This is a genomic window from Nostoc sp., from assembly GCF_036919555.1.
Classification (GTDB): domain Bacteria; phylum Cyanobacteriota; class Cyanobacteriia; order Cyanobacteriales; family Nostocaceae; genus Nostoc.
On record NZ_JBALCS010000007.1, the window covers coordinates 70,412 to 96,598 of the forward strand.

Below are 26,187 nucleotides of genomic sequence, written 5' to 3' on the forward strand. Positions count from 1 at the left end.
TGATTTCTCAACTCTGGCTCACACTGTAATGATTCCCTCTGCTCTCCTATATTTGCAGGCATTCACAAATTTTGTAACAATGCGACTGAGGCTGAACTTGAAGAAGAATTCAGAAGTCAGATTCCTATTGTTCTCTCGTTCCTATGCTCTGCATAGGAATGGCTAATTAGGGGCTGCTGCTTCCAATCAGACATTGAGTCAGCAGCCCACATGAATGCATTCCCATGCTCCGCATGGGAACAAGTCAAGCCTCATCAAGCTAGGTTTTTAGGACTTGTGTGTACACCGTAGCCTCACAGGAAAAAGATTTTGAATTTTCCCCCTTCCCGCGTCGTCGGGAAGGGCAGGGTGGTTTCATACAAGCAGAGAAAAAATCAAACTGAGTTTCAAAGCCTCTCGACCCTTGCCTAACGGCAGGCTGACGCCAACGGGGAGAGGAATGGAAGTGGGATAAAAAGCCATGTCACAAAACGAGAATCAAGACTTATGTATTTTTCTTTCTTCATATCAAACCACCCTGCTTCCCGCGTCGGAAAGGGGGTTAGGGAGTTAGGTTTAACGCGAGTTTTTCCACATGACCTGAATTGTCAGATTCTGTTTCGATAAGGCTAACGCCGCAAAAGAACCTCCCAAGTAGAGCCACCAACTACACCGTCAGCTTCTAAACCATACCGCTTTTGTGCAGCTTTCACAGCTTCCTCGGTTGTTACGCCAAAGTCTCCATCGGCATCGCCTTTCAAGAAACCAAGCTTTTTCAGTTGTTGTTGCAACTTAACAACTTCAGAACCACTTAACCCTAAACGCAAAATTGGCAATCCTTCTGAGGTGTATTGAATACCAGGGGTTCGTTTAGTAGTTGTGTTTGACTGAGTTCGAGTAGTTGATGTAGTACGATTTGGTGTTTTCTGTGTCCTGGAAGTTGTACCTTTTTTTGGTGTAACAGGTTTTGGCTCCGGGTTGGTCGCAACAGCTTTTTTTGGGGTAGTAGGTTTTGGCTTGGGGCTAGTCGCAACTTGTGTTACTGCTTTTTTTGGTATAGTAGGTTTTGGTTGAGGGCTAGTCGCAACTTGTGTTACAGCTTTTTTTGGAGGGTTGGAGTTGGGATTTGCAACGTTGGTGAGGTTGCTAGCCTGGGTTGGAACAGGAAAATTCGTGGTTGAGTTAAATCTTGGCTGGGATGAAGGAACGGTTGATGCTGCTACCGGTTGATTAGGGAAAAGTCGTTGCCAAGTGCTGGCATCAACAACGCCATCTGGGTTTAAGCCAGCTGCTTGTTTAAAGCGGGAAACAGCACTGGCCGTCTTCTCACTATATACACCATCTACGGCACCAGAGTAATAACCCAAAAGTTTTAAAGCTCCTTGAAGTTCAGACACGCGTTCGCCTTGACTACCAACTTTCAGGGTAGGGCGGTTGATGCTATCTCCAGGATTTACTTGGGCAATTTTTTGTGGTGCAGCTATTGATACTACAGGCGTTGAGGCAATCAAGAGAGGTGTAATGGAGAACAAGAGTATTTCAATAGCTGATAAAGATTTAGAGCTTCTTGTCCACCAACCTTTTTGCCGTTTTTCCATCCGAAAGCGATTTACAGTTGGATCTAGTAATTTTAAGTAACTCAAAATACTTGCTCTCAGGCTACCTTGCATGGAATTAACTCCCAAATTATTCTCATGCTAATGGTACAGCCGCTTGGTCTAAAAAACAGCTGCATTTACGATGTCTCCGACGGTCACTGAGCTTGCCTGCCCTGAGCCTACGTCGTATCCCTACGGGGAAGCAAGCTAGCAAGAGCGTCTCCTAGAGAAGGGTCGAAGTGCGGGCGTAGCTGCGGCACATAATCCAATACGCTTGCTCCCTAACGCTTCTCAAAAAGGAGAGAATTAAAGCAAGTCTATGCGATCGCTCGATTAATTGCTTCTTCTTGACCAACTAAAGACAAGTAAGGTGATTTTAAATACTTACAAGCTGAAGCGATCGCATCTTTGGCACTCACAGCCGCAATCAATTCTTGGAACTTTGTGTCAAAATCAATTCCTAAGCCCAAAATTTCATACCAGCCGTATATTTGAGCAATTTGCCCGTTCGTTTGTTTACCCAAGGCGTACTGCCCCAGGATCTTGTTTTTAGCAGCTTGGAGGGCGCTTTCGGATATTTCGGCGGTAGACAATAAATCTACTTCTGTACGTAGTCCCTCTAGGGCGATGCTGGTATTTTCTGGTGCTGTACCCATGTAAACTACAAACGATGCTGGAAATAGCCTTGTGGAGTAAAATGCGGATACTTCGTAAGCTAAACCTCGTTTTTCTCGCAATTCGACAAACAAGCGACTAGAAAGCCCATTTCCCAAGTAGGTACACAGCAACTTCAGTGGGGCGTAGTCAATAGAACTCACCGATGTTCCCAAATAACCCAGCATCACGATTGATTGTTGTGTCTGTACTGGCTTCACCCTTACCTGCGGTTCCACCTTAATCTCAGGTAAACTCAGTATTGGTAGTGCTTGGGCTGTAGCTTGCCAATCACCAAAAACTTCTTCCACCAACGCCACTGCATCTGTAGGTGTGACTCTACCAGCAATACTAATTACTACATTATCTGGACGAAAATAAGTCTGGTGATACTCCACTAAATCAGCACGAGTTAAGCGGCTCATGGTGGATTCATCTCCCAGTACTGACATTGAGTATGGATGATTTTGGTACATTACCTGCCGCATTTGTTCAAAGGCGACGGTGAACGGTTGCTCTTTTTGGGAACGAATATCTTGGAGTGCTAAACGCCGTTCTAGTTCCACTTCAGCTTCGGGAAAAGTCGGCGATCGCAAAATTCGCCCCGCCAATGTTAAAATTTCCGCAAAATCGGATGTTACTGTTTTGAAAGATAGCAAAAAATAATCAGTACTGGCATCTGCACTCAAACTCGCTCCTACAGACTCGACAATTTCGGCAATTTCCAAACTAGAAAGACCATCGCATCCTTTTGTCATCACTGCTGATAGCAAATGTGCTAACCCTGCTTGCTCCCGGTTTTCGTGACAACTACCGGCACGCAAAAAGATTCGCGCCGCAATAATGTCAGCAGCAGGGTTTTCTGCCACCAGCACGACAATACCATTGTTTAATACGGTGCGATGGATAGGCGATTTTTGCAGCAAGGTTGTCATTTATAATTTGTCCTTTGTCATTTGTCAAAAACTAATGCCCAATGACTAACACGGTTTAAGTACAGTAACCGCATAATTTTGCGGCGAGAGATATTGTTTAGCTAATTTTTGCAGTTCTTGGGCATCAAAAGACTGAATCTGCTGGGGATATGTCACAGCTAATTCAGCTTTGGCGATCGTATTGTAATATCCATAAAGCCCTGTTAGCTGATTTGGCGTTTCGGTAGAAAACGCATACTCATTACATAGCAACCTGCGTCCGCGAGCAAGTTCCTGTTCACTAATTCTTAGAGTCTGCAAATCATCCAAATGAGCGCAAATTAAGGACTCAACTTCCTCCAGATTTTCTGGTTCCAACCAGGCAGTAATTGTAAATAAACTTGATTCCCGTTGTAGAGAAAAACTACTGCAAATTCCCTGTACCAATTGCAAATCTTCTCGCAAATCGCGCACTAAACGCGAAGTCCGCCCTTCTGCCAATAATACCGACAACAAATCTAAACCATAGCTAGTGCGGATTTCTTCTACTCCGGGTACAAGCCACGCCATCAACAATCGCGCTTGCTCTATGCGTGGTAAACACAGTTCTTCACGCTGAATACCTGTTATTACTGGCTTTGCTACTTTCTCAAACTGCGGACAATTAGAGCGTTCGGCAAAATCAGCAAATGAATGATTTACCATTTCCCAAGCTGGTTGCTGGGCTATCCCCCCGGCAATTACCACCGTCATGTTTTCCGGTTGATAGTGAGTGCGGTGAAAACAGCGCATTGCTTCTGGTGACTGCTGCATAAGTTCTTGCTCAGTACCCAGCACCGAACGTCCGTAAGGGTGATGCTGATAGATGCTTTGAATCAGAGCTTGGAATCCTATCCAGTCGGAATCGTCATTACAAGAGCGAATTTCCTCTAGCACCACGTCCCGTTCGCGGCTAAATTCATCTTCTGGAATTGCCGCATTCAGCAGTAGTTCTCCCAAGTAGGGCAGAGTATCTTTTAAATAAGGGGCAGCTGTGGTCAGCGAATAATGAGCATAATCATAGCTTGTCGCCGCATTACTCACGCCACCTCGGTTTTCAACCTTATAATCGAACATTCCAGGGGGTAGCGTCGCTGTACCTTTAAAAATCATGTGTTCTAAAAAGTGCGCCATGCCGAACCAGGGTTCTGGCTCTAGGCTTGCTCCAGCACGCACCCAAACATCCGCCACAACTACAGGAGTAGTGGGAATTTCTTGATGAATAAACGTTAAACCACTCTCTAGTCGGAAGACCGAGGCTGGAAACACGGTATTAGTTAGTTGTTTTAACAATTTTTTGTAGTTTTAACCACAATTTTAGATAATTTTGTTATTTTAACTCTGAACGATACCTAATTTAGAATCAAGTTATACAGATTTTGTAGAATTGTGTTGTTGCTGTTCTCCACACTACCGAGAAATTGGAAGTGTTATGCGTTGAGAGGAAAATCGTTCTACTCCTGTCTCAAGAAGGGATTTAATTCCTCTTGCCATCTCAAAATAAGCGAACGTACAGCACAGGTATCTACTTCTTGAAATCAGAGTAGTAGCCATTAAGATACTGGAATCTCAATGACAAATTCTGTTCCTTCGCCCAGCACAGAATTGCAACTCAACCGCCCATCATGGGTTTCCTCGACAATTTGACGAGCGATGGCTAATCCTAATCCCGTTCCTTTCCCCACCTCTTTAGTTGTAAACAGGTGGTTAAAGATCCGCGTTCTAATCTCCTCTGGCATTCCCTGACCGTTATCTCTAATGCAAATTGTTACCGTGCGTTGGTCACTGGATACTTCGGTGTGAATCAGTATTTGCTGATGATCGGCTTGCACTTGGGCAAAAGAACGCCCCTGAATAGATGTATCTAAGATATCAATTGCATTAGCGAGGATGTTCATAAATACTTGATTTAACTGTCCTAAAAAGCACTTGACAGGCGGTAATTTTCCATATTCGGTGATGACTTTGATCGTTGGACGTTTTTCGTTAGCTTTGAGGCGATATTTCAAAATCAACAGCGTACTCTCAATCCCTTCATGGAGGTTACAAGCAACTTTTTCGGTTGTATCGGCTCTGGAAAAGGTGCGGAGACTGATACTAATGTCTTTAATCCGTTCGGAGGCTACCTTCATTGAGCTTACGAGCTTTGGTAAGTCCTCAGTCAAGAATTTTAGGTCAATTTTTTCGCTATGCTGAATGACTGCGATCGCAGGAGTGGGATAATGTTGTTGGTAGCATTGGATATGGGCGAGTAAGTCTTGAGTATACTCTTGGGCATTGTTGAGACTGCCTTCAAGAAATCCAAGAGGATTATTAATTTCATGTGCCACACCTGCAACCAAATTGCCCAAGGTTGCCATTTTTTCATTTTGCACCATTTGTAGTTGGGCTTGCTCAACTTCTTGCAGCGATCGCTCTAACTGTTGCCCATAATTTTGAGATTCTTGATAAAGACGGGCATTTTCTAGAGAGATGGCGGCTTGAGCGCATAGCAGTTGGATAACTTCAATGTGATCGCGAGTAAATGCACCAATTGTGAACGGATTTTCTAGATATAGCAGCCCGATGATTTTACCCTGATTTAATATCGGCGTACACAACACACTTTTAGGTTTTTGCTGCATGAAATATGAGTCGGCGATAAAATCAGTTTGTGCTGTGGCATCATCTAACACAACAGTTTTTAAGGTGCGTTTGACATAATTTACCAGTGTAATCGGAATGTCTTCGCTGGTTGACAATGGTACAGATACCAGAGTGACTCCTTCATTGATGCTGGCTACAGCCTCAACCACTAAGTTGCCCTGTTGGAGTATAAGCAGGGCAGCTTTTTGTGCCCCAGCATTTTCCATCACCACTTGCAAAAGAACAGTGATTAATTGCTCTAGTTGAATTTCACTGGAGAGAACTTGTGAAGCTTTAAAGATGGTGGCAAAATCGAGGGCTTGAGAAATACTGCTGCTAGAAAGGTTTCTGTGGATGGTTTGATATAGGAATGATAATGTATCGACGGTTGAACTCAGTTGAAAGTGATTAAATTGCCCTTGTAAGATCGGAGCCAGAAGTTGAGGATAACGTTTTTCTAAGTCCTCGTTTTTGGCTTTAGCGCCCCAACGGGCATAGCAATAATAAGCTTCTTGCATATAAATTTGAGCGATTTTTTCTTTGCCCCAGTCAAGGTAGAACTTGGCCGCTAGTTCATTGCTTAAGGCTTCTTCTTGGATATATTCGTTTTCTTTAGCCAGAAAAATGGCGCGATCGTACAGTTCCATTGCTGCCATCTTTTCGCCCAAAACCCGATGGCGTTCTGCTTCCACCAAATCAAATTTGTGCTGGAAATTCATCGGTGCAAATTTGGCTCGAAACTGCAATTTTTCCTGGTTTTCGCCAACCTTTAAGAGTAATTGCTCCTGTTGAGACGGTTCAACCGTTGCATAGACAGCAAGCCGGGACAAAGAATCGTAGTAGTAGAAGACTGGCACAGATAGCATTCCTGGGACACCGTTGAGGTATTGATCTCCCTGATTTGCATTCTCAACTGCCGCCGGAAAATTCTCAAACAGATAACTGAGTGTTAACTTATTTAAAAAAAATATATGGGGTGTTAATTCGTCTTCTTTGAGGAGCGCAGATAAAAGTTGTTCTTCTTGACAATATTCACCAATAAGCAACTCTGGATTATTGCTATATTCGGTTAGATTTTTAATGCTTTGACAGACTATATTACACCAATTTAATAAGCGCTGGTTTTTGGCAAAATGCAACTTGTAGGCTTTGATATCTGCTAGCAGGATTTCCAAAACTTCTTTGCCACTTAAATAGACATAGAATAACTTGAAAATCATGGATGTAAGCACATGAAAAAAATCGCCTGTCTCTAATCCAATAGTATGAGATTCCTGTAATAAACTTATTGAGGTGCGAACATGTTGTTTATTATATTGATTTAATGCAGCTACCTTAAATATAGTCATGCTTTGAACAGATTTTGCTTGAAATCTATCTACAAGCATTAAAGCTAGCTTACCAAATTCGTAGCCTGACTCCAGTTGGTTACAAGCATTAAGTACAATTCCAAAATCTGCATACCCTGGTGCAGAAAGTGGTGCATTGCCGTATTTAAGAGATAAATTAACTTCTTCACAGGCCAAAATTGGAAACAGATACGAGCAATTCTGGTGGATGGCGGGAGCGATACTAGCCATAATCCGCAAAGCAACTAAAGCTTTGGGATCATCCATCAATGGCAAATCAATTAAGCCCTCAATACTTCTACCTGCCAATGTAGAAAGCGTGTTTAATACATATTGCTGAATGTCTGAAGGTGTTACTGATTTAGGTAATGTTACCCCAAGTTGCTGGAGAAATTCACGCCCAGTTACGATCGCTTCCAATGATTGATCCCGCAACTGATAAGCTTGGAGTTGAACTTCATAAACTTTCACTCTATCCAGTAAGGTGGTTGTTTCTTGGATGACAACCTGGATCAGAGATTCCATCTGCTCAAATTCATTGTTGAGAAAGGCAGCTTCGGCGGCTTCTTCGTATAAATTTCGAGTCAGTTCATAGGCGATTTCCCAACTATTAATCGTTAACAACTGCATTCCATAATTGAGGTAATGAATTGCTGCACCATAAGCGGTAGCTTCTTTCGCTTTTCGACCAGCATTCAGATTTAACTGAGCTAATTGTTGACGTTCAGTCGGCTGGGTGATTAGTGCTATTCCACAATTTAACTGACTGACAATCTCAAAAAGTCGCTCCTCTTTCTGAGACTCAGAGGTATTTTGTAAGAGTAATTGACCAATTTTCAGATGGGTAAATTGTTTCTCTTCATCTGGAATCAGTGAATAGGCAGCTTGCTGGACACGATCGTGTAAAAATTTGTAGATTGGGATTTGGAAATTGGAATTGAAGGGGTTTGAGTCAGAATTATGCCCACTATCTTGAAAGAATTTATAAACTTCACTAGTAGGTAAAACTAACCCTTCTTGCAAAGCTTTCCATAAAGATGCTGCCGTTTCGGTTTCACATTGTTCAGAAACGATTGCTAAGGTTAGCAAATCAAACTGGTTGCCAATGCAGGCGGCTAATTTCAACACATTTTGCGTTGCTGCTGGCAACTTCTGCAATTGTAGAGCTACGAACTTTACGACATCATCGGTGAGGGCGAGTGCCTTCACCGCAGCAATACCACATTGCCAGTACCCTTGCTCAAAATTAAAACTAATCAGTCTATCTTCATACAATGCTTTAAGAAATTGCGTTGCAAAAAATGGATTTCCCTGAGTTTTTTGATAGACGAGTTGTGTTAGAGGTTGGGCAATTTTATCTGAACAACTCAAGATATCAACCACCAATTGATTTAAACTGGCTTGACTTAACGGAGCTAAAGTAATAGTGTGAATCGTGGCATTGGCTTTGCGAATATCGGCTAAAGTCAACATCAACGGATGCGCTGTAGATACTTCATTGTCTCGATAAGCCCCAATCAAAAGTAAACATCCACTTCCTGATTCGCTCATCAACAACTGCATTAATTTGAGTGATGCTGAATCAGCCCACTGCAAATCATCGAGGAAAATTACTAATGGATGTTCTTTTGTGGTGAATACCTGAATGAACTTTTGGAAGAGTAAATTGAAGCGATTCTGGGCTGCACTTGGTAAAAGTTCCGTTGCAGGTGGTTGTTGACCAATAATTTGTTCTAGTTCGGGAATTACCTCAAGAATGACTTGCCCCTGCTCACCCAGCACTTGTAAAATTTTATTTTTCCAAGTTGACAATTGGGCATCACTTTCACTCAGCAATTGCCCCATTAAGTCTCGAAATGCCTGCACAAAAGCAGAGAAGGGAATATTCCGATTAAATTGGTCAAATTTGCCTTTGATGAAGTAGCCTCTCTGCCGAGCAATGGGTTTATGAACCTCGTTAACCAAAGCAGTTTTACCAATACCAGAAAAACCAGCTACCAGCATTAGTTCTGTCTGATTGTTGATAACGCGGTCAAAGGCTTTTAGCAGAGTTTCGACTTCATACTCACGACCATAGAGTTTTTCTGGGATAATAAAGCGATCGCATATATCCCGTTGAGCAATTGGGAAACTTGCAATTTTCCCCGTTTCCTTGAGTTGAGCCAAACAATTTTCTAAATCATATTTCAGCCCGAATGCACTCTGATAGCGGTCTTCGGCATTTTTTGCCATCAGTTTCATCACAATATCTGAAATCACTTGCGGAATTTCTTCTTGCCTTTTGCCTCCTGCCTCCTGCCTCCTGCCTCCTAATTGTTTTGGCTGCTTGGCAATATGACAATGTACCAATTCCATTGGGTCGTGCGATTTAAATGGTAATTCCCCTGATAATAACTCGTAAAAAGTTACACCCAGAGAGTAAAAATCAGTCCGGTAGTCAATTCCCCGATTCATCCGTCCAGTTTGCTCTGGAGACAAATAGCCGAGTGTCCCTTCTAGGACATTAGGACTCATCAGGATTTGAGTTTCCCGTGGCAACAGAGATGCAATACTAAAGTCAATTAACTTAACTTCTTTAGTTTCTGGATGAATTAAAATATTGGCAGGTTTAATATCTTTGTGAATGATCCGATTACGAATTAAAATATCTAATGTATTGCACAGAGCGATCGCAATTCGTAAAAACTCCATCAGAGATTCTATGCTTCCCCCCACTTCCCATTGCCCACTCCCTATTCCCCATTCCTTCAAGGAAATTCCCCCAAAGTCTTCCATCACTAACGCATAGCCATTCTGATAGGGTTCCAGGCTGTAGGTTTGGATGATTCCAGGTAGATTCAGATTTTTGGCGATGGTGAACTGGTTGCGAAACTGTACCAATTCACTGAAGCTGGGATAAGCAGTTTTCATCAGCTTAATCACCACAGATTTCTGGTCAGTTTCTCGATTAGCGCGATAAACTAAGGTTCTCGAACCATTGTAGAGTTCTTTGCTAACCTGATATCCGGGAATGCTGACCATACGGCTTAATTCTTGAGACTTCAGTATCTAGGGTTCCCAAAAACATGGCAATATTTACTGTTCGCTCATTTTGAGATGAAAAGAGGAATTAATTTCATAAGGGGAAAGGAATCGGGTCGTTGTTCAACCAAATGGCAATGGAACCGATAACCCATTGTATTGGCCAACCTGGGAGCAGATGGCAAAAGTGATTGCACATAATTCATTCTTCAAAAACAGATTCTTTTATGAATGAAATGCCTGAATCTATTTATCAGCTACATTCTAAGCTGTGTAAGATATAATTACTTTTTACCTTTCAAAAATAAGCGAACGTACAGTAATAAAAGAGCGCTAGCGGGCTGAATCAAAAGACCTCTGCCTGGTTTTACCTAGTAAAACCGTCCCTCTCCGACTCGGAGAGGGACAGAATTGAACTTTAGTTCAAGTCAGGGAGAGGTTCATGGAACTCACGTCAGGGCTATTTCATTCTCATCTAGCTCGCCTCAGAATGAATTCACCAGTCTAATAGCGAAAGTTGTCTAAAGACGACTGAGAAAAGGTTATAGTCCGTTTTAACGCAATGCGCTTGGGTTAGCGCCAAAAACCTTAAACTGTGTAGGTTGGGGAGCCACTGCGCCCTTGCGGTTTCCCGACTTGTCCCTTGCGCGTCTCCCAAAGGGAGAAGCAAGTGGCGTTTGAGGAACGAAACCCAATATTTGTCGTGGTTTATTGGGTTTCACTTTGTTCAACCCAACCTACAATTATCCTTAACCCAAGTGTATTGCGTTTTAACGTACTTTAGCTAAAAGCCTGTGAACTTTAGTTCTGGGCGGTTTATGTCTAGAACGAAATAGCCCTGAACTCAAGTTAGTTTAGGATTTCTGATTTTTACAACAAGTAATACTGATTTAAATTATTAAAGCTCCCAAATTCTAACTGACTTTAGGAGCTAATAATTTTAAGTTCACCGCGACGCCGTTTTACCTAAGTTTATGACCTGGTTTAACCAGGTGGGAACCTAAATTCCTCGTTTAAAGTTTCCGGGTACATGCCCGGTTTACTGCCACGAGAACTGTTTGACTCCCTTGTCTTTAAAGGCATAGATCAAAAAACTTGATGGCAGTCACCAACGTCGTAGTGCAACTCACCCATTATAGCTTTCAAAAAGATGTTGTGTGTTCAACGTCGAAAGTTTCTGAAAAATTTACCTGGGATACCAGATAGATTCTATGGTCTGGACGATGGCTGCGCCGACACCGTTGGCATAAGCAGTTGCTGACTCTATATTTTGATTATCTAGCAAAACGGTGACATGTCCCAACTTTCGCCCAGGACGTGATTCTGTCTTCCCATACCAGTGAAGGTGCGCCTGGTGAATCTCTGCTATTTGTTGACGCTGGCTTTGGTAGTCGCTGTGAGAATTTTCATACCCCAAGAGGTTCACCATCACAGCACCAGCGCACTGCAAAGCCGGATTTCCCAAAGGTAAACCACAAACGGCTCTCAGGTGTTGTTCAAATTGAGAAGTTTCACAAGCATCAAGAGAAAAATGCCCAGAATTGTGAGTCCGGGGCGCAATTTCATTTACCAGAATTTTGCCATCAGCACTGAGAAATAGTTCAATTCCAAAAATTCCCACTACTTCTAGGCTATTTAATAGAGTATGCGCGATCGCTTGGATTTCTGCTACTTGATTGGGCGTAATCTGGGCTGGCGCAATCACCCGCCGACACACTTGTTGTTCTTGTTGGGTTTCCACTACTGGATAAGTTACAATTTCTCCCTCCACAGAACGCGCTGCAATTATTGCTAGTTCTCGTTCAAATGGGACAAATTCTTCTAACAAGAAAAGTGATTGATTTAAAGTTAGCTTTTGCTCTAAAGTAGCAAAATCCTGAATTATGAAAGTACCCTGACCGTCATAACCGTGGCGTCGGGATTTGAGAACTGCTGGAAAACCTAAATATTCTATTTTTGATTTGAGATTTTCTGCCTCGTCAAGGGCGAAAAATTGAGGAACTGGTAAGCCCAAATCGCGTAAATAGCAGCGCTGATGATATTTATCTAAAAGAGGAGCCAAAGCTTCTAATCTGGGACGGAAACAAACGCCTTGCTGTCCTAAAAGAGATAAAGCTTGCAGGTTAACAAATTCGTTCTCAAAAGTGATGACATCACTTTTTTTAGCTAATATCTCTGTAGCACTGGCATCATCTACCGGGGCGAAAACGATTTCCTGAGCAATTGACACGGCTGGGTCGTGTTCACTAGGAGTTTGTACTACCAATTCTAATCCTAGCTTTTGTGCTGCATCCGCCATCATCCAGGCAAGTTGTCCGCCACCAATTACACCAACACGCTTCATTGACATCCTAGAGAATCACGAGTTTGCACGCCTGTTTTGGAATTCACACCACTGGCTTTCTGACACAGTTCTTTGATTTGCACCCTATCCAAAATTGCATCTGTAAAATCTGCACCGTCGATATTCACATCATTAAAGACGGCGCCCAGCAAAAGAGCTTCTTTGAAAACTGCATCGCTCAAATCTGCCTTAGTCAAGTTTACCTGATCAACCATTGCATTAGTTAAATCTGCTCCGTGGAGATTTGCTTTTGTCATCACCGAAGCGCTCATGACTGCTCCCCGCAAGTCAGCCTTTGCAAAGTTAGCCAGTTCCATATTGGCGTTAGAAAACTCCGCAGCTTGCAAACTGTCACCAGAAAAATCACGTCTTGACAACTCTGCATTGCTAAATGACAGTGGATGAGTCCAGTCTACTGCCAATGCGGAATTAGCCACACACCAGATAATAATTCCTAGAAGGAACGCCAACCCTTGCCGCCAAAACATATCGAGAGCCAATTTGGTGTCTAATCGCTGCATTTAATTACCGCATTTGAATATTAGCAAGACTGGTTTATCCTAATTGAGACTTGCAGCCTTGCTACCGGACTTGGGGAATGTGTATTTCCCTTGCTTAATATTTTGTAACGCAAAAAGGGCATAGGTGTAGCCCGTCGTGGACATCACTTTTCACCTTTAGCCAGAGAGCAACAATATTAGGAGCATTAGGAGCGATCGCACTCAGTATATAGCGTTTCCTAAGCAACTGAGGTACACTCAAATCTTTTTTACTAAGGTTAGTAACTTTGAAAACGTACCTCACCAAGTCGGGAACCACTATATTCACACATCACGCGCTTTGAAAAAATTATAGATAGCAAGGGCAATGGCTAAAAGCAACACTGCATGAATTAAATTTCCAGCAATATGAAGTGTCAGCCCTAATGCCCAAAAAGCAACCAGTACAACAACAATACCCCAAAGTATACTGAACATATATTTGCTCTGAGTCAAGTAAGTTTTAATTTCTCATAGATTTTACTCTTAGCTTCACTTTAATTCTATTTACCCTCAGAGAGGTATATAAATTTAAATCATCTTTCTTGAGAAAGAAAATTAATTACATGGGCAATTATCGCAATCAGCACCTGTTGTGGCAATGAGTCAACTAGAGCATCACACGGCCGGCAATACTTTTGGGTTAAGCGTAAACTACTCCCTCATGTTCTGGGTAACTGAAAAGTATTGAGATAGTATGCATTTCTGGAAAAGAGATTGTGGCATGTGTAGTCAGAGAGCAAATAGCACTTGATGCTTAATTTAGCTTAAGGGGGTCTGATGATTGATCGCTTTGTAAATTTAATTTTTATCGATTCCTTTGCCCTGGCAATTAACTTGACGTTTGGTATATTGCTTCGCACTAAAATCTGCAACTATTCATGGGATGGAATTGTAGGTGATGAGCTTTCAACACCAGAGACTAGCACTAGTCCTTCTGAATCGCCACCATCCTTAGAGGAACCACCATCCTTAGAGAAAGTAGATATAACCACTTCTATTTCATGAAGCCTGCCTGCTATTGTTGTCGAACGCGATTGCAATCGAGGCAGTACCGTTATGCAATCGCTTTTGATGGGAGCATCCCAAATGTGTAAAAACATCAGCTGTCATTGCGAGCGTAATGAAATAGAATCAAGCAATGTCTACGATGGGCTGTGACAGTCGTTAATTTCTTCACAATTCTTCATTTTTAGATTTGAATTTCAGGATATGAAGAGTTTTCTTGAGCAGTAATACTTACTGACTTCTTTACAATACTTTACTTTTAATTTTTCAAGTAAAGTTTATTGTCTTTCAAAGTAAACAGCCCCGATCAACTGTTAATCTTTTAATTAATCAAAGCAAGGTTTGAGCGTAATTATATGCGTCTCAATTGCTTAACAAAGCTTAAAAGTCCGATAATTAGCGTTAATTTTATAACGATTAGTTGGTTCTTCAGGAATCTCCAAGAGTTTACATTCACCAAGTACACAACTTCCACAAACCAAACTCCGAAACCCGATGATGAATCATTACTCACTTCAATGGATTGAGGCATGGTGCCAAGAAAATGGTTGGACAGATTTATTTGTAGAGCGACGTAACAACTTCTGGGCTTTCCCTCCGGGTGGGGTAATGCCGGAACCAATTCCAGTTCATGTTCTCAGATTGATTAAAGCCGAAAAGGGATTGACTTTTGAAGAACGATTGTGGTCGATGTCCGCAGTAATTGGCACAATCTTAGCTGTTCTTTTTACCTTTTGGTTTCAGTCGCCGATGCCATTAGTTTTGGCTTTCGCTTTTAACGCGGTTACGGTGGCTCAATTTGAACTTGAAGATGCCTAAACTCTTATGTTGAGCTTTGCGATTAAAAACTGCTCTTGTTTACTTTCAGCCAGAGCAGTTTTTAATTTCGCAAAAGGAGAGAAAATCACCACAGTTTCAGCTAAAGATTATTAGTTACTCATTAATGAATTCTGTTTGTTGGCAGAGCAGATATTGTAAAACATTAGCATTTGATAGACACCTCAGTTACATTGCTGCGAAACTTCACCATCGCTTCACTAGCGCCAAAATGTGCTGCAATCTGAGGTAACAGCATCTTTCGTTGTGTCGCCCATAGTAAACCACGTTTAGGAATTTGAAGACATCCCCCCAAATAAGTTGCTTCATCCTCGTTGTTTTGTTTACGTTTTGGTAGTCCGGTTACAGAATCAAAGCCAACAGACTTATGATTCAGCAACAAATGAGCTATTTCATGCATCAGATTTGATTCATACCGTGTAGGTGCATGACGGGGGTTGTATACAATCCAGAGCGGGCGATCGCTTATAATCGCTCCTGACCACCCATCGCTAGCAAGTAATACTGCTACTTGCTCTGGCTCTAAATTTGGAAGCTGATCGGGTGTAAAAAGTGTTGCTCCTAGCTTGGCTGCTAGAGTGTCTGCGGGTAATGGCTCAAACGATCGCACTCGAAGCAAGCTTCGTTGTTCAGTAGCGATCGCTTCACAGCGTTGCCTAACTTCAGGCGATAGACTTTGAATTAATGACATATTTTTAGGGATCTTGCTTCAATTCGCCATCATTTTTAGACAGATCGCGATACGCAGCTTTGACTAGGGATGCTAGAGCATTGGCGATCGCCGGATCAAGGTTTTTATCAGCGCGGAGTTGAATAGCGATCGTTTCAGGTGTATCCAGTTGATCCTGATCCTTCTCTGTAGTTCTAAACAACTCAGCAGGTGGCACTTCTAGCCAGTTACACAGTGATAGAAAAGTTTCCATGTCCGGCATTTTGCCGCTCTCCACCCTTGAAAGAGTTGATGGACTAACATTACCAATCTCTGCCGATGTTTCCCGTAGTCCTCTGCTGCCGCGTTTTTTGCGGACTAGACTTGCTAACCGTTCTATATCTAGATAACTTCCCATTCTTTTGCCTCTGTCTCACAAAAGAATAAATTGCTTTTTATTTGACACAAAATAAATAATATTGTATGTTTTATAAAACAAATGTATCACGCTTGAAAAAGTTCGTGTTGTTAAAAAAATCCTCTAAATGAAGGATTACCTCTAATGAAAAGTAGTGAATTTGACGGTCTTGTTCTTGGTTTAGCAGAGTTTGTCCGTCGAGATGGTAGGTATCCATATCCGGAACTGCTTCGTCGTGCTCTTAATAAACTAGCTCTAGATTTAACTGCTCTGCCATATCCCCGGACTCTAACTGGTCTTTTAGCATTACTCGAAAAACCTGTGCAGACGTGGTATCCACGAAGCTTATTGCCAAAAGAGTTTGACTCTGATTTTGGTCTGCTTTATGAAGGGGGATTGAGTGAAGAAGCAAGTCGGTACTTTTATGAGGAACTGCTTGAAAAAACCAAGTTGTCAGAGTTCGCCACCACTTTAACCAAGCAAATTGCTATAGAGAATTTCCAGTTTCAGAAAATTTTGGAACGGTTGCAAGAACTTTACAACAATGATGGCGATCCTGAGCGCGTTCAACAGGAGTATGTTTTGCTGCGTCTATTTTTGATTGAGAATCCATACACAACTTCGGCGCAGCTTCGGAAAGCATTTTCTACGACCCGACATATTTCTATTCAAGAAGTTGGCGAACTCTACGATGAGTGTGAAGAAAATGAGCCTTGTTGGAATTGCGATCGCTGCGGCCCTTTGTTTAAAAAGTATGGAAAGTTACGTGGTATTAAACCCAGTGCTTGCAACGACCATCGCCAAAATTTGCCGTTTATTCGACAAATCACCTGGAAACAAGGGCTGCGTCGTCTGAAGTTTGGCATTCACTGGCGTATTTGTTTACCTGGTATTCCTGAGATGCGCTTATTTCGTGCGTTGGAAGAACTTCAAAGCAAATACTCAGATCAGCTTTGTGCCATCCATCTTTATCCTGGCATTGATCGCTATGACTTACAGCTATGCTTCTGTGACAAATCAACCTGGGCTGTGGATATTAAAGATTACCGAAGTCCCTACAATTTAGCACCAAAGCTTACACCTCTATTCGGTGAAGGTGATCTGCGTTATGACGAGAGCTTTTATGTCATTCCCATCCAACGCCTGCAACAACGAGAGGACTACCTCGAAATTCTCCGCGAACAGGCGACAAACCTGCCAAGCAGTACTCACCTTTTGAGTGATGCTGTATTTAAGGAACGGGTTATCAATAAAATTGAGCAATTGCGGGAAGGAAAATAGCCAATGAGCCAGATGAGTTTATTTGAAGTACCGACCGAGTTTAAAGATCGCCTCGATCAGTTGAAGGAAGCAGGTTTGGATCGTACTCAAGCGGAATTGTTGCTTCAAGTAGAGCTTGGCTTTGCTCTCATGGAGCATTTGGAACTTGATGATGAGCCAGTCACGGCACCTTGGGCAATCTTGAGTGGAATGCCTTTGAGACATCCACGCTTACAGAACTTGAATGAGATAGAACGTCGAGCGATCGCCAACACTCGGCAAATAGTTCCATTTTCGGCCCGTTTCGCCTGGTTAGGTGCACTGCGTTCTTATCTAAGAATTCCTATAGATCAGCGTAATTATGGCGACTTCACTCCGCAAAACTGGGATAGCTATATTATCAATGCTGCCAAAAATCTCCGGCATCAAGTTCATCAAGATTTGTACGAACGGTGTCTAACTGCCAATTTAGATTTCCGGCTTCGCAAAGTTAAACGAGTAGAAGCCGGAACCACTTATCAGTTTGAGGCAAAGACAGGAGAAGAGACGGTTATAGTACCAGTCAAATTTACACAGCAGCAGTTGCAAAATGCACAGGTACAGCCGTTACCTTGGTTTGCTACAACTCGTTCTCGGACTTCGTTTTCGCTTCGCATTTCAGATTTAGAGCTAGATGCAGCATGGATTGATGAGCGAGAGTCAGCGTTAGCGCGTCAATTTGGCTGGAATGAGACTGCTAAGGGACACTGGGTTGATCGCTTTCGCAAAATTAACTTTCACAAAGTTCAGGAAAACGGAATACTGTTGCCGCAAGAGGAGCAAATTCTTGAGTTAGATGGCTTCACAAACATTGCAGGCATGGTTGCCTCTGGAAAAACCACGGTTTCGCAGTTGTTCAGTGTTAATATTCTGCGGCATGATTGCGATCGCCGCATCACCTTAGTCGTTAGTGATGTGCAATCAGCGATTAAACTAGCAAACCAAATTAACTGGTGGTTTTGTAACGATCCAGAGAATGATGATCCAGTAGCAGTGCCAATTTTGGGGCGCAGTAAACGTGATGCACACCTTCAGAGTTTCTCAGCCTCAAAAGATTATCAAGAACATCGACAACGCGGACAGCCTCACTGGGGTGAACGTTGGCTAGGCACAGCTTGTCCTCTCCAAGGTCAGCTAAAAGAGCGTGATTTTATTCAACTTCTAGACGGCAAAGCTCTTAAACCGGGAATTGAACCCTGTCATTCTCTCAAAGAAATGCCTAAAAGCGATCGCCAGCAGCGACGTAAAAACCTCGGTTCATCCTATTTGTGTCCATTCTTTGATAAATGCCCATCCCAACAAGCTTACCGTGATATGCCAAATGCCCGTGTTTGGATTACAACTCCTGGCGCGATGGCAATGGCAGGATTACCCCGTCATTTAGAGTTGCGTCCCATCAAAATTGGTGAACTCGTCAATGAACAATCAGATTTTGTTGTCTTTGATGAGATAGAAACAATCATCAAGTGGTTTGATGACACCTATGCTGAAGAAGTGGTTCTGACTGACGGCGGAAATAACGGCGTTTTTGATGATATTAGCGTAAAAACTGAGCGATTCTCAATAAATAACCGTGTTATGCCTCCATCAACACAGCGATGGACTGGCGCAGAACGTGATGCACAAAAAGCTATTACAGCAACATTGACCCTACTCGATAAATATGTTGGGCATCAAGTTCTCCGAGATTGGATCAAACGAGGTTACTTTACGCCTAACTCTCTTCTGTTCAAATTTGCCCGTCGTCTTGCTGGATTAGAAGAATTTGAAGATCCAGATACATCTGATGCGCTTTCACGAGCAAATGCTCGACTTATACAGCCAATTGTGCGCTATATTGATGCACTACTCAACGAGGATGATCCTTTACGGATGCAGCCTTCATCTAACCCAAACCGAGATCCAGTCTTTCGCCTTGCGCGTCTTATGCAAGAGATCAATAGTACTGGAGAAAGTGCTTCTGATGAGAACATCTACAGGGCTTGTAGAACATGGATTATCGAATTTTTTCCAAATACAGAACGGCGTTTAGCGCGACTGCGAACAGAATTGGAGAATCGCAATCAAAACTTGCAACAATCAAATCAACAACGGCGACGTTCACCAAACGGGGATGAGGCAGAGTTAGTAGATACTGTTGAAACCTTGGCTTATCGTCTCCAATTTGCACTGACGATCGCTCTTTTAGATCGGCACACTCGGATTGTTTTCTATGAATGGCATAATCGACCGACATCAATCAACGATGATTCGCCTCATCGTCGAATGCCTGCTGCTATGTTGAATATTTTGCCATTACCTCCCACGGGACGACAGTTCGGCACTTATTACTCCAGAGGAAATGATGACGACAAAAAAGCCAAAAAAGGCAGCAATAATGCCCTGACGTTGTTTGCTTACACCAATATTGGACGCTGCTACATTTTAAACTTTCATCGTTTATTTACAGATTTTAATGGTCAACGTGGCCCTAATGTGCTGGCACTTTCTGGAACATCCTACTTACCGGATTCTACGAGCTTTCACGTTGGCAAGCCGCAAGGTGTTTTAATGCCAGAACAGGGAGCGAGAGATGCGATCGCTCAAAGCCATTTCAAATTTCTTCCCCAATTTAACCAAAAGAACAAACCCCTCCGCATTTCTGGTAGCCCTGAACGGCAAAAAATGGGTTTATTTCAGGAAATAGCGCGATCGCTCGTTGGTAGTAACGGTACAGAGCATTTAGAGCAGGAACTCAGGGAATTAAAGCGTCTTGGCGAAAATGATTTAAGTAACTACTGGAGCGATCGCGCTCGTCTTTTGTTGCTCGTAAACTCATACGATCAAGCTCGTTGGGCAGCAAACGAAATTCGCAATTGCTGGTCAAGTATGCAGGACTTAGTTTATCACCTAGTCCCTGACAATATAGATGTTTACTCTGATGATGAATTAGGAAAACTTGTCAGACCACCTGATAAGGGTGCGTTCAATCGTGCAAATATTGAAACTTTTGGGCAAACTAACGGAAAGATTCTTATTGCTCCTATGAATGCGATCGGACGTGGTTTTAACATTTTGAATGCAAACGGTAAAGCTGCATTTGGTGCTGTTTACTTTCTGACTCGACCATATCCACATCCACATGATACACAAGCGATCGCCCAAGAAATGAACCGTCGCGCTTTAGACTGGGTGGATAAAGCAGACTTTTTAGCATGGCAACAAGGAGATGGAATTGTACAACGTGCTGAAAAGGTGCGCCAACTAGCGGCACGTTACTGGCGATCGGTTGAGCAACGTTCTTACTATAAAACTCTACGTGATAATGAGGAATTACTTGCTTTTCCCCGATTCGACCTTGCTGCTACCACTGCTGGGTTAGTTATTCAAGCTGTTGGTCGTCTCTTGCGTGGAGGTGTCCCATTTCGTGGTTATTTTGTCGATGCAGCTTGGGCACCCAAGAGTGCTGCTAGGAAAGCTGATCCAGAATTATCTGAACTGGATACAGAGCAGACAAGTCTTCTGGTTGCTATGCTTCTACGAATTTGCGACTACGCCAGTGAGGAAAACACAGTGGGAAATGCACTTTACAAGCCCCTTGCCGATGCACTGGAAAAAATTGAAGACCTGCATTGGTAACTTTGTTGTATTAATGAATCCATAATGCCTAAAAAAGACGTGCGACCTCCTATTCTCTTACCTGCCAGAATGAATCTTGCAACAGATACGTTCGCAGGTTTAAAAATTGAACTACTTTCATTTCCATTTACAGAAATTGTTGATAAATTTAGTAACAGTATGGAAAAGGTTCTATCACCTAATCGTAAGAAAAAGGTCTGGATACCATATCGACAGTTAAACAATGGATTGCTTGCCTGTGCATCAACATTGACGCATGGTTTTGAATACTTTGATACAGGCGATTATCGAGCTTTGGCTGTGGGAACGGTTGAAAATCCGTTGCGAGTTCCAACTCCTGAGCAAATACATGAGTTAGTGATTATTTGGGCGCAGGAGTGGACAAAGCAATTTGATGGTAAGGGTAAAGCAGATCAGGTGAATAGTGTTTGCGATCGCTTTCTAGAAGACATGGCAAAAATTCCTACTAATTGGAATTGGCAACCTATCACTCCAAAAACTCTCATTCAAAACATCAATGCCGAAAAAGGACTGGGATACCAAGCGATTCCTAGTTTCTTGGCAACGTTGCTGCATGAAAAAAAATGTGTTATTCGCTCCGGGCAAAGAGAGCAAGAAATCCAGTGGCGCAAGGTACAAGGCGATGGCTCAGGCCGTACTGGACTATTCCTAGTCAGTCAAGCATTTCCAGCACTATACACAGATGACTATGGCAAAGAAAGGGAAGGTTATTTTGTCTATCGCTTGGATTTTCGCGTTCAGACTCAAGCAGGGCGATTCAACCAAAATGGCAAGCTTCAACCGTGGATTTTTTTGCATTTAAGTTGCCAACGATATGCTCATGAGGCATTAATTGAAACGAATTACGGTCGTGATATCTCTCTACTGATGGGGATGAATGAGGAACGTCTATCTGGTTACGAAGTAGATTCAACTTTGATACGTCTTACCATTGAGAACAATGGAAGAGAAGATAGTAATCTGTGGAAATTTCAATTACCAAATTTGTTGGCTGCATTCAAAGCGCGTCCCCTTGAAACAACTGATAACATTCTTTGCAACCCTTCTATATACGGCAATTTAGATAATCATCCTAATTTGAATAGAGATGAATATTATTTAATTCATGCTGAAGGATACAAGTATGAACATGAAAACCATAAAAGAGGACATAGTATTAAACCAGGATTTAGTTTACAGGAACGCGGTAATATCGTTGCTCAGGTGTTAGAGCTTCTAAATGGTGTTTTAATATCAGATAATCCAATGCAATCTGATATTCCTGCTCCATCTGGTCAAAAAACACCCTTGGCTATGCGCGATTACGAATATATTTCTGAACCTCCAAGTTTTACAAAACAACAAAAAGAAAAGCTGACTGAAAAACAAATTAAGCAACGTGTAGATAACCGTCGTCAACAAAGACAAACAATCATTGCTGATGCTATTGAGCGGGCGTTGCAAGGAAAACCCATACATATTTTTCTTCTGTGGCGCGAACGAGATACCTGTGATGTAACTTACCAGACATTGCGTGATGCTTTCCTGCTCAATGAAGGAGAAGATTTTCCAGAGCATGTCAAAGTATCATCTGTGTGGATTGATGATCCAAATCTTTTGAAACCCCTCGACACAGCCGGACTCGCACCTAAAGATGGTCAAGAGTTTGATAAACAAATACGCAACCAGCATCAAATGAAACTCGATGCATGGCGCAACTTTTTGAAGCATGAGGTTATTGCTTTAATTGACTCTACTACTAAGCCTTACTGTTTTGCGATCATTGAAATTGGACAAACTAAAAAGAAGGGAGTTCATCCTAAACAAAGCATTTATAGAGTTGTTCGTGAAGCTTGTGTGTTAGAAAAAATCGGTTCCCAAATGGTGCAAACGGTTCAACCAAAACCATTTGACAAAGAAAATCAAGGTACAGACACATCGCCATCTTACAGTAAGAAGACAGAAGGACGTATTCTAAATGCTGTACTGGATGTAACGCTACGCCAGGTAGGGGTACTCTATGGACTGCCCTCAGAAGTCTACGAGCGAGCAGGGATAGCAAAGGAAATCGCCCAAAACCTAGATATAATTGCCCTTTGTCGCCGAAAAAGCAATCAAGGTCAAGATAATATTCACTATGCCTTGGCTGTTCGTCTGCGGGCAACTGGTGCAGTTGATGTGTTATTTCCCGATTGCAACAATTGGATTCCTTACGCACAGGCGGGGATTGAACTGGGACAGATTTTCTCACGGGTACGCCGCGATTGCAATTATCTTAAAACAGTTCAGTTAAAGGGAATAAACCTTGCAAAATTTGCGGCAGATGTACTAACGCAAGTGGGCGAACAGCCTACTCTTGTCTTAATTGAAGCGGATGTATGGCGTAACGAGCGTGGTGAGAAAAATGGAGGACAAGCTTGGTTCCAACTAAAAAATGAAAATCTCCTTGCAAAACGGGATATCTTAGACTTCCAACACGTTCCAGGTCATGCCTGTGTATATCCTCGTGACGATAACAAACTTAGGAACCTGCTTGGAATAATTCGCTTCCGCACTGGCGACGAGACAACTCAATACATCACTAATCGGCAAGCTTGGAATGAGAATTCTCTAGCACGAGATTTAATTCGCTTAAGTGGTTTTTACGATACCTCTGTACCTGAGTTGCTCCATTACTTCTCTATTGGAAGATTACCGAAAACACAGAAAGCCCAAGATACCTCAACAGCACGCGAACTCTATATGCTCGACTCTCAAAATGACGAATATGGTGTAAATATTGCATTTAAGCACCAGCAGATGCTAGAAATATTACCCTTTTTCGTTCATCCAGATTTTCAAAAAACAGAAGAAAGCCTAAAATCGCTTTGCCGAGTGCCACACTACTTACGAATCTCACCAGCGTGGTCTATGGGTAATATTCATTCACCATATCCAATGCATTTAGGCAAACAACTAATAAAAGATCACTTATGCATCCTTGGTGTAGAAGTCTGAATCAATATTTCTCATAGATGAGGAAAAAAGTACTCAGGACTCAGCACTTTTAACTCAGCTTTAATAACTTCAGGGTAAATTTAGCCTACATACTCAGTATTTTAGGTGTAAAACTTGTATTTAAATATATTTACTCTGATAAACTTGTGATGATCATTTCCTGAATGCTACCTTCTACAAGGTGACACAGGATTTGGAGTGATTTTTTTAACCATGAAGCGCAGACACAAAGTAGCTTATAGCTTGACATCGGTGATCAGTCTCAATTTAATATATACCTTAGTTGCATTTGATTGGGCGATGGCTGCGCCAACGTCTCCGACGAACGCCACACCACCGAGAACCCCAGACAAAAGTATCAATTGTGAAATTTTAGTTGTGGGTGGTGGACTATCTGGCGTCGCCACAGCTTACGAGGGATTGCTAGCAGGACGAACAGTTTGCCTCACGGAAATTACTGACTGGCTGGGAGGACAAATTTCTGCTCAAGGGACATCTGCGTTAGACGAACGCCCAACTCAGCGAGCTCTCAAATTCTATTCTCGCGGCTACCTAGAATTGCGAAACCGGATTGGGCGTAAATACGGTAAACTTAACCCCGGTGACTGCTGGGTAAGTGAATCTTGTTTTCTTCCCCGCGATGCTCACACCATTTTGACTCAGATGCTCAAAGATGCTGAGAAAAAGGGCAAAGGGAAGCTGCAATGGTTTCCCAACACAGTAATTAAAGATTTGGAAATCGCTGCTGATGGCAAAATAATTAATAGTGCGATCGCTATCCAACATCAACCAGCAAAAGGCGCACCACCTCTCAATACTTTTACTTTATCTCAAAGTATTGAAGATTCTTATAGCTACGAAAACTCATCTCGGTTTACTAAAACTATTCTCCGTTTTATTCCCAAGGCAGCGAAAGGGGATGCTCCTAAATGGTATGTCGTAGACACCAGCGAAACTGGAGAAATTATCGCCCTTGCTGATGTTCCCTACCGATTAGGCATTGATGCCCGTTCCTACCTAGAACCTTCTGCTTCCAGCACCAACAATGATCCATATTGCCCTCAAGGCTTTACCTACACCTTTGCAATGGAGGCAACCAAGGAACCGCAACCGCAGACGGTGCCCCCATTTTATTTAGAATACGCGCCATATTTTAGCTATGAATTAACCCGACTGGCTAACTTTGATTTGGTTTTTACCTATCGTCGCATTTGGAGTCCAAACAAAGGAAAACCAGCAAAATTCGGCGGTGTAAATTTTACTGCTCCTACACCAGGGGATATCTCTATGCAAAACTGGACTTGGGGTAACGACTACCGTCCCGGGACAGCCAAGGATAACCTGATTTACAGTCGCCAACAGTTACAAGCAACTGGGCAGTTAAAGCCAGGTGGCTGGATGGGAGGACTGCGGACAGAAAGCCTTCGCAAGGCTGAGGAAAATGCCCTATCTTTCTATTACTGGTTGGTAGCTGGGACTACAGATTCCCAACTGGGGGAGGGTATAAAGCAGCAGCAAGCCAATAACCGCTTGTTGTCAGGGCTAAATTCCCCGATGGGGACAGTGCATGGTTTATCCAAATATCCTTATATGCGCGAAGGACGGCGGATCATTGGCCGCCCCAGCTGGGGACAACCCGGAGGCTTTGGTATTTGGGAAATTGATATTTCTCGCCGAAATTATAATGATGAGTATTACTCCAAAACTCTGCCAGCAGATATGTATCGTAGGCTACGAGCAGCACTTGCAGGTTTAGAAGCAGTATCAGTAATTGACGGTAAAGTTTCACCAGACAAAGCAATGCGACGGACTCGTTCTACCATCTTTCCCGATGCTGTGGGTATTGGTCACTACGCTATAGATTTCCATCCTTGCATGGTGAATAGTCCCCCAGAAGCCCCTGGTAACACAGAACGTCCAGGCGAAAGACGTGGTGCTGGCCAAGCTTATCCCTTCCAAATTGCTCTGAGGGCGATGATTCCCCAGAAAATTGACAATTTGCTGGTAGGAGGCAAAAGCATTGCTACTAGTCATATTGCTGCTGCTGCCTATCGGGTACATTCCTTTGAATGGTCGTCTGGCGCAGCTGCGGGGACTGTGGCTAGTTTTGCCATCAAAAATGCGATCGCACCTTACCAACTAGTCGATGACTTACCCAAACAAGAGCCACAACTAGAAGCACTCAAACGGCTTTTGCAACAAAATGGCAACCCTACCGCTTTCCCAGATACATCTATTTTTAACGAAAACTGGGATAATTGGCGATAGGGCATGGGGCATGGGGCATGGGGCATGGGGC

General features: G+C 42.7%; 16 protein-coding genes and 1 other RNA gene. 6 read left to right on the plus strand and 11 right to left on the minus strand.

Features of this window, described 5'->3' with window-relative positions:
• Nucleotides 1–608: 608 nt before the first annotated feature.
• The 9 genes from V7K36_RS02205 to V7K36_RS02245 form a co-directional block, all read right to left on the minus strand.
• On the minus strand, nt 609–1,649 hold the full coding sequence (locus V7K36_RS02205; protein ID WP_335112825.1) for a peptidoglycan-binding domain-containing protein: 1,041 nt from the start codon (nt 1,647–1,649) through the stop codon (nt 609–611).
• A 245-nt stretch (nt 1,650–1,894) separates the two neighbouring features.
• A complete protein-coding gene (locus V7K36_RS02210) occupies nt 1,895–3,166 on the minus strand; it encodes a M16 family metallopeptidase (protein WP_335112827.1) in 1,272 nt (423 codons plus the stop codon).
• Between the two features lie 45 nt (nt 3,167–3,211).
• Entirely contained in the window at nt 3,212–4,453 is a 1,242-nt protein-coding gene (locus V7K36_RS02215; RefSeq protein WP_335112829.1) for a M16 family metallopeptidase, read from the minus strand.
• Nucleotides 4,454–4,737: 284 nt separating this feature from the next.
• Nucleotides 4,738–10,179: a trifunctional serine/threonine-protein kinase/ATP-binding protein/sensor histidine kinase gene (locus V7K36_RS02220; RefSeq protein ID WP_335112831.1), complete on the minus strand. Its 5,442-nt coding sequence runs from the start codon at nt 10,177–10,179 to the stop codon at nt 4,738–4,740.
• 942 nt (nt 10,180–11,121) lie between these two features.
• A non-coding RNA gene (gene ssrS / locus V7K36_RS02225) (6S RNA) lies at nt 11,122–11,305 on the minus strand.
• 60 nt (nt 11,306–11,365) lie between these two features.
• On the minus strand, nt 11,366–12,523 hold the full coding sequence (locus tag V7K36_RS02230) for a 5-(carboxyamino)imidazole ribonucleotide synthase (RefSeq protein ID WP_335112943.1): 1,158 nt from the start codon (nt 12,521–12,523) through the stop codon (nt 11,366–11,368).
• Entirely contained in the window at nt 12,520–13,011 is a 492-nt protein-coding gene (locus V7K36_RS02235; RefSeq protein ID WP_335112945.1) for a pentapeptide repeat-containing protein, read from the minus strand. Before V7K36_RS02235 ends, V7K36_RS02230 begins: the two co-directional genes overlap by 4 nt.
• A 127-nt stretch (nt 13,012–13,138) precedes the next feature.
• A complete protein-coding gene (locus tag V7K36_RS02240; protein WP_335112833.1) occupies nt 13,139–13,351 on the minus strand; it encodes a hypothetical protein in 213 nt (70 codons plus the stop codon).
• On the minus strand, nt 13,348–13,500 hold the full coding sequence (locus tag V7K36_RS02245) for a lmo0937 family membrane protein (RefSeq protein ID WP_334828103.1): 153 nt from the start codon (nt 13,498–13,500) through the stop codon (nt 13,348–13,350). Before V7K36_RS02245 ends, V7K36_RS02240 begins: the two co-directional genes overlap by 4 nt.
• A 342-nt stretch (nt 13,501–13,842) precedes the next feature.
• Here V7K36_RS02245 and V7K36_RS02250 point away from each other — a divergent pair, with 342 nt between their 5' ends.
• Together V7K36_RS02250 and V7K36_RS02255 are read left to right on the plus strand one after the other, a co-directional pair.
• Nucleotides 13,843–14,070 carry a hypothetical protein gene (locus V7K36_RS02250; RefSeq protein ID WP_335112836.1) on the plus strand — a complete coding sequence of 76 codons (228 nt, stop codon included), beginning with the start codon at nt 13,843–13,845 and terminating at the stop codon, nt 14,068–14,070.
• Between the two features lie 495 nt (nt 14,071–14,565).
• Nucleotides 14,566–14,889, plus strand: a complete 324-nt coding sequence (locus V7K36_RS02255; protein WP_180277395.1) for a hypothetical protein — start codon at nt 14,566–14,568, stop codon at nt 14,887–14,889.
• Between the two features lie 163 nt (nt 14,890–15,052).
• Here the strand turns inward: V7K36_RS02255 and V7K36_RS02260 are convergent, their stop codons facing one another.
• The gene (locus V7K36_RS02260; protein ID WP_335112838.1) at nt 15,053–15,598 is read right to left on the minus strand and encodes an ImmA/IrrE family metallo-endopeptidase; all 546 of its coding nucleotides are present in this window, start codon (nt 15,596–15,598) and stop codon (nt 15,053–15,055) included.
• A gap of 4 nt (nt 15,599–15,602) precedes the next feature.
• Nucleotides 15,603–15,974 (minus strand): helix-turn-helix domain-containing protein, encoded by a 372-nt coding sequence (locus V7K36_RS02265; RefSeq protein ID WP_335112840.1) that lies wholly within the window; start codon nt 15,972–15,974, stop codon nt 15,603–15,605.
• 144 nt (nt 15,975–16,118) lie between these two features.
• Here V7K36_RS02265 and V7K36_RS02270 point away from each other — a divergent pair, with 144 nt between their 5' ends.
• From V7K36_RS02270 to V7K36_RS02285, 4 genes are all read left to right on the plus strand, one after another.
• Nucleotides 16,119–17,255 carry a restriction endonuclease-related protein gene (locus V7K36_RS02270; protein WP_335112842.1) on the plus strand — a complete coding sequence of 379 codons (1,137 nt, stop codon included), beginning with the start codon at nt 16,119–16,121 and terminating at the stop codon, nt 17,253–17,255.
• A 3-nt stretch (nt 17,256–17,258) separates the two neighbouring features.
• Complete coding sequence (locus tag V7K36_RS02275) at nt 17,259–20,891, plus strand: hypothetical protein (protein ID WP_335112844.1); 3,633 nt, start codon at nt 17,259–17,261, stop codon at nt 20,889–20,891.
• Nucleotides 20,892–20,915: 24 nt separating this feature from the next.
• Complete coding sequence (locus tag V7K36_RS02280) at nt 20,916–23,888, plus strand: RNaseH domain-containing protein (RefSeq protein ID WP_335112846.1); 2,973 nt, start codon at nt 20,916–20,918, stop codon at nt 23,886–23,888.
• A gap of 213 nt (nt 23,889–24,101) precedes the next feature.
• On the plus strand, nt 24,102–26,156 hold the full coding sequence (locus V7K36_RS02285; RefSeq protein WP_335112848.1) for an FAD-dependent oxidoreductase: 2,055 nt from the start codon (nt 24,102–24,104) through the stop codon (nt 26,154–26,156).
• Nucleotides 26,157–26,187 lie beyond the last annotated feature (31 nt).

Bases quoted from the DNA above. Each gene is read 5' to 3' on its own strand.
- V7K36_RS02220 (WP_335112831.1), bottom strand. From the start codon at position 10,179: ATGGTCAGCATTCCCGGATATCAGGTTAGCAAAGAACTCTACAATGGT.
- V7K36_RS02260 (WP_335112838.1), bottom strand. From the start codon at position 15,598: ATGTCATTAATTCAAAGTCTATCGCCTGAAGTTAGGCAACGCTGTGAA.
- V7K36_RS02270 (WP_335112842.1), top strand. From the start codon at position 16,119: ATGAAAAGTAGTGAATTTGACGGTCTTGTTCTTGGTTTAGCAGAGTTT.
- V7K36_RS02205 (WP_335112825.1), bottom strand. From the start codon at position 1,649: ATGCAAGGTAGCCTGAGAGCAAGTATTTTGAGTTACTTAAAATTACTA.
- V7K36_RS02235 (WP_335112945.1), bottom strand. From the start codon at position 13,011: ATGTTTTGGCGGCAAGGGTTGGCGTTCCTTCTAGGAATTATTATCTGG.
- V7K36_RS02285 (WP_335112848.1), top strand. From the start codon at position 24,102: ATGAAGCGCAGACACAAAGTAGCTTATAGCTTGACATCGGTGATCAGT.
- V7K36_RS02255 (WP_180277395.1), top strand. From the start codon at position 14,566: ATGATGAATCATTACTCACTTCAATGGATTGAGGCATGGTGCCAAGAA.
- V7K36_RS02245 (WP_334828103.1), bottom strand. From the start codon at position 13,500: ATGTTCAGTATACTTTGGGGTATTGTTGTTGTACTGGTTGCTTTTTGG.
- V7K36_RS02210 (WP_335112827.1), bottom strand. From the start codon at position 3,166: ATGACAACCTTGCTGCAAAAATCGCCTATCCATCGCACCGTATTAAAC.
- V7K36_RS02250 (WP_335112836.1), top strand. From the start codon at position 13,843: ATGATTGATCGCTTTGTAAATTTAATTTTTATCGATTCCTTTGCCCTG.
- V7K36_RS02265 (WP_335112840.1), bottom strand. From the start codon at position 15,974: ATGGGAAGTTATCTAGATATAGAACGGTTAGCAAGTCTAGTCCGCAAA.
- V7K36_RS02230 (WP_335112943.1), bottom strand. From the start codon at position 12,523: ATGAAGCGTGTTGGTGTAATTGGTGGCGGACAACTTGCCTGGATGATG.
- V7K36_RS02275 (WP_335112844.1), top strand. From the start codon at position 17,259: ATGAGCCAGATGAGTTTATTTGAAGTACCGACCGAGTTTAAAGATCGC.
- V7K36_RS02280 (WP_335112846.1), top strand. From the start codon at position 20,916: ATGCCTAAAAAAGACGTGCGACCTCCTATTCTCTTACCTGCCAGAATG.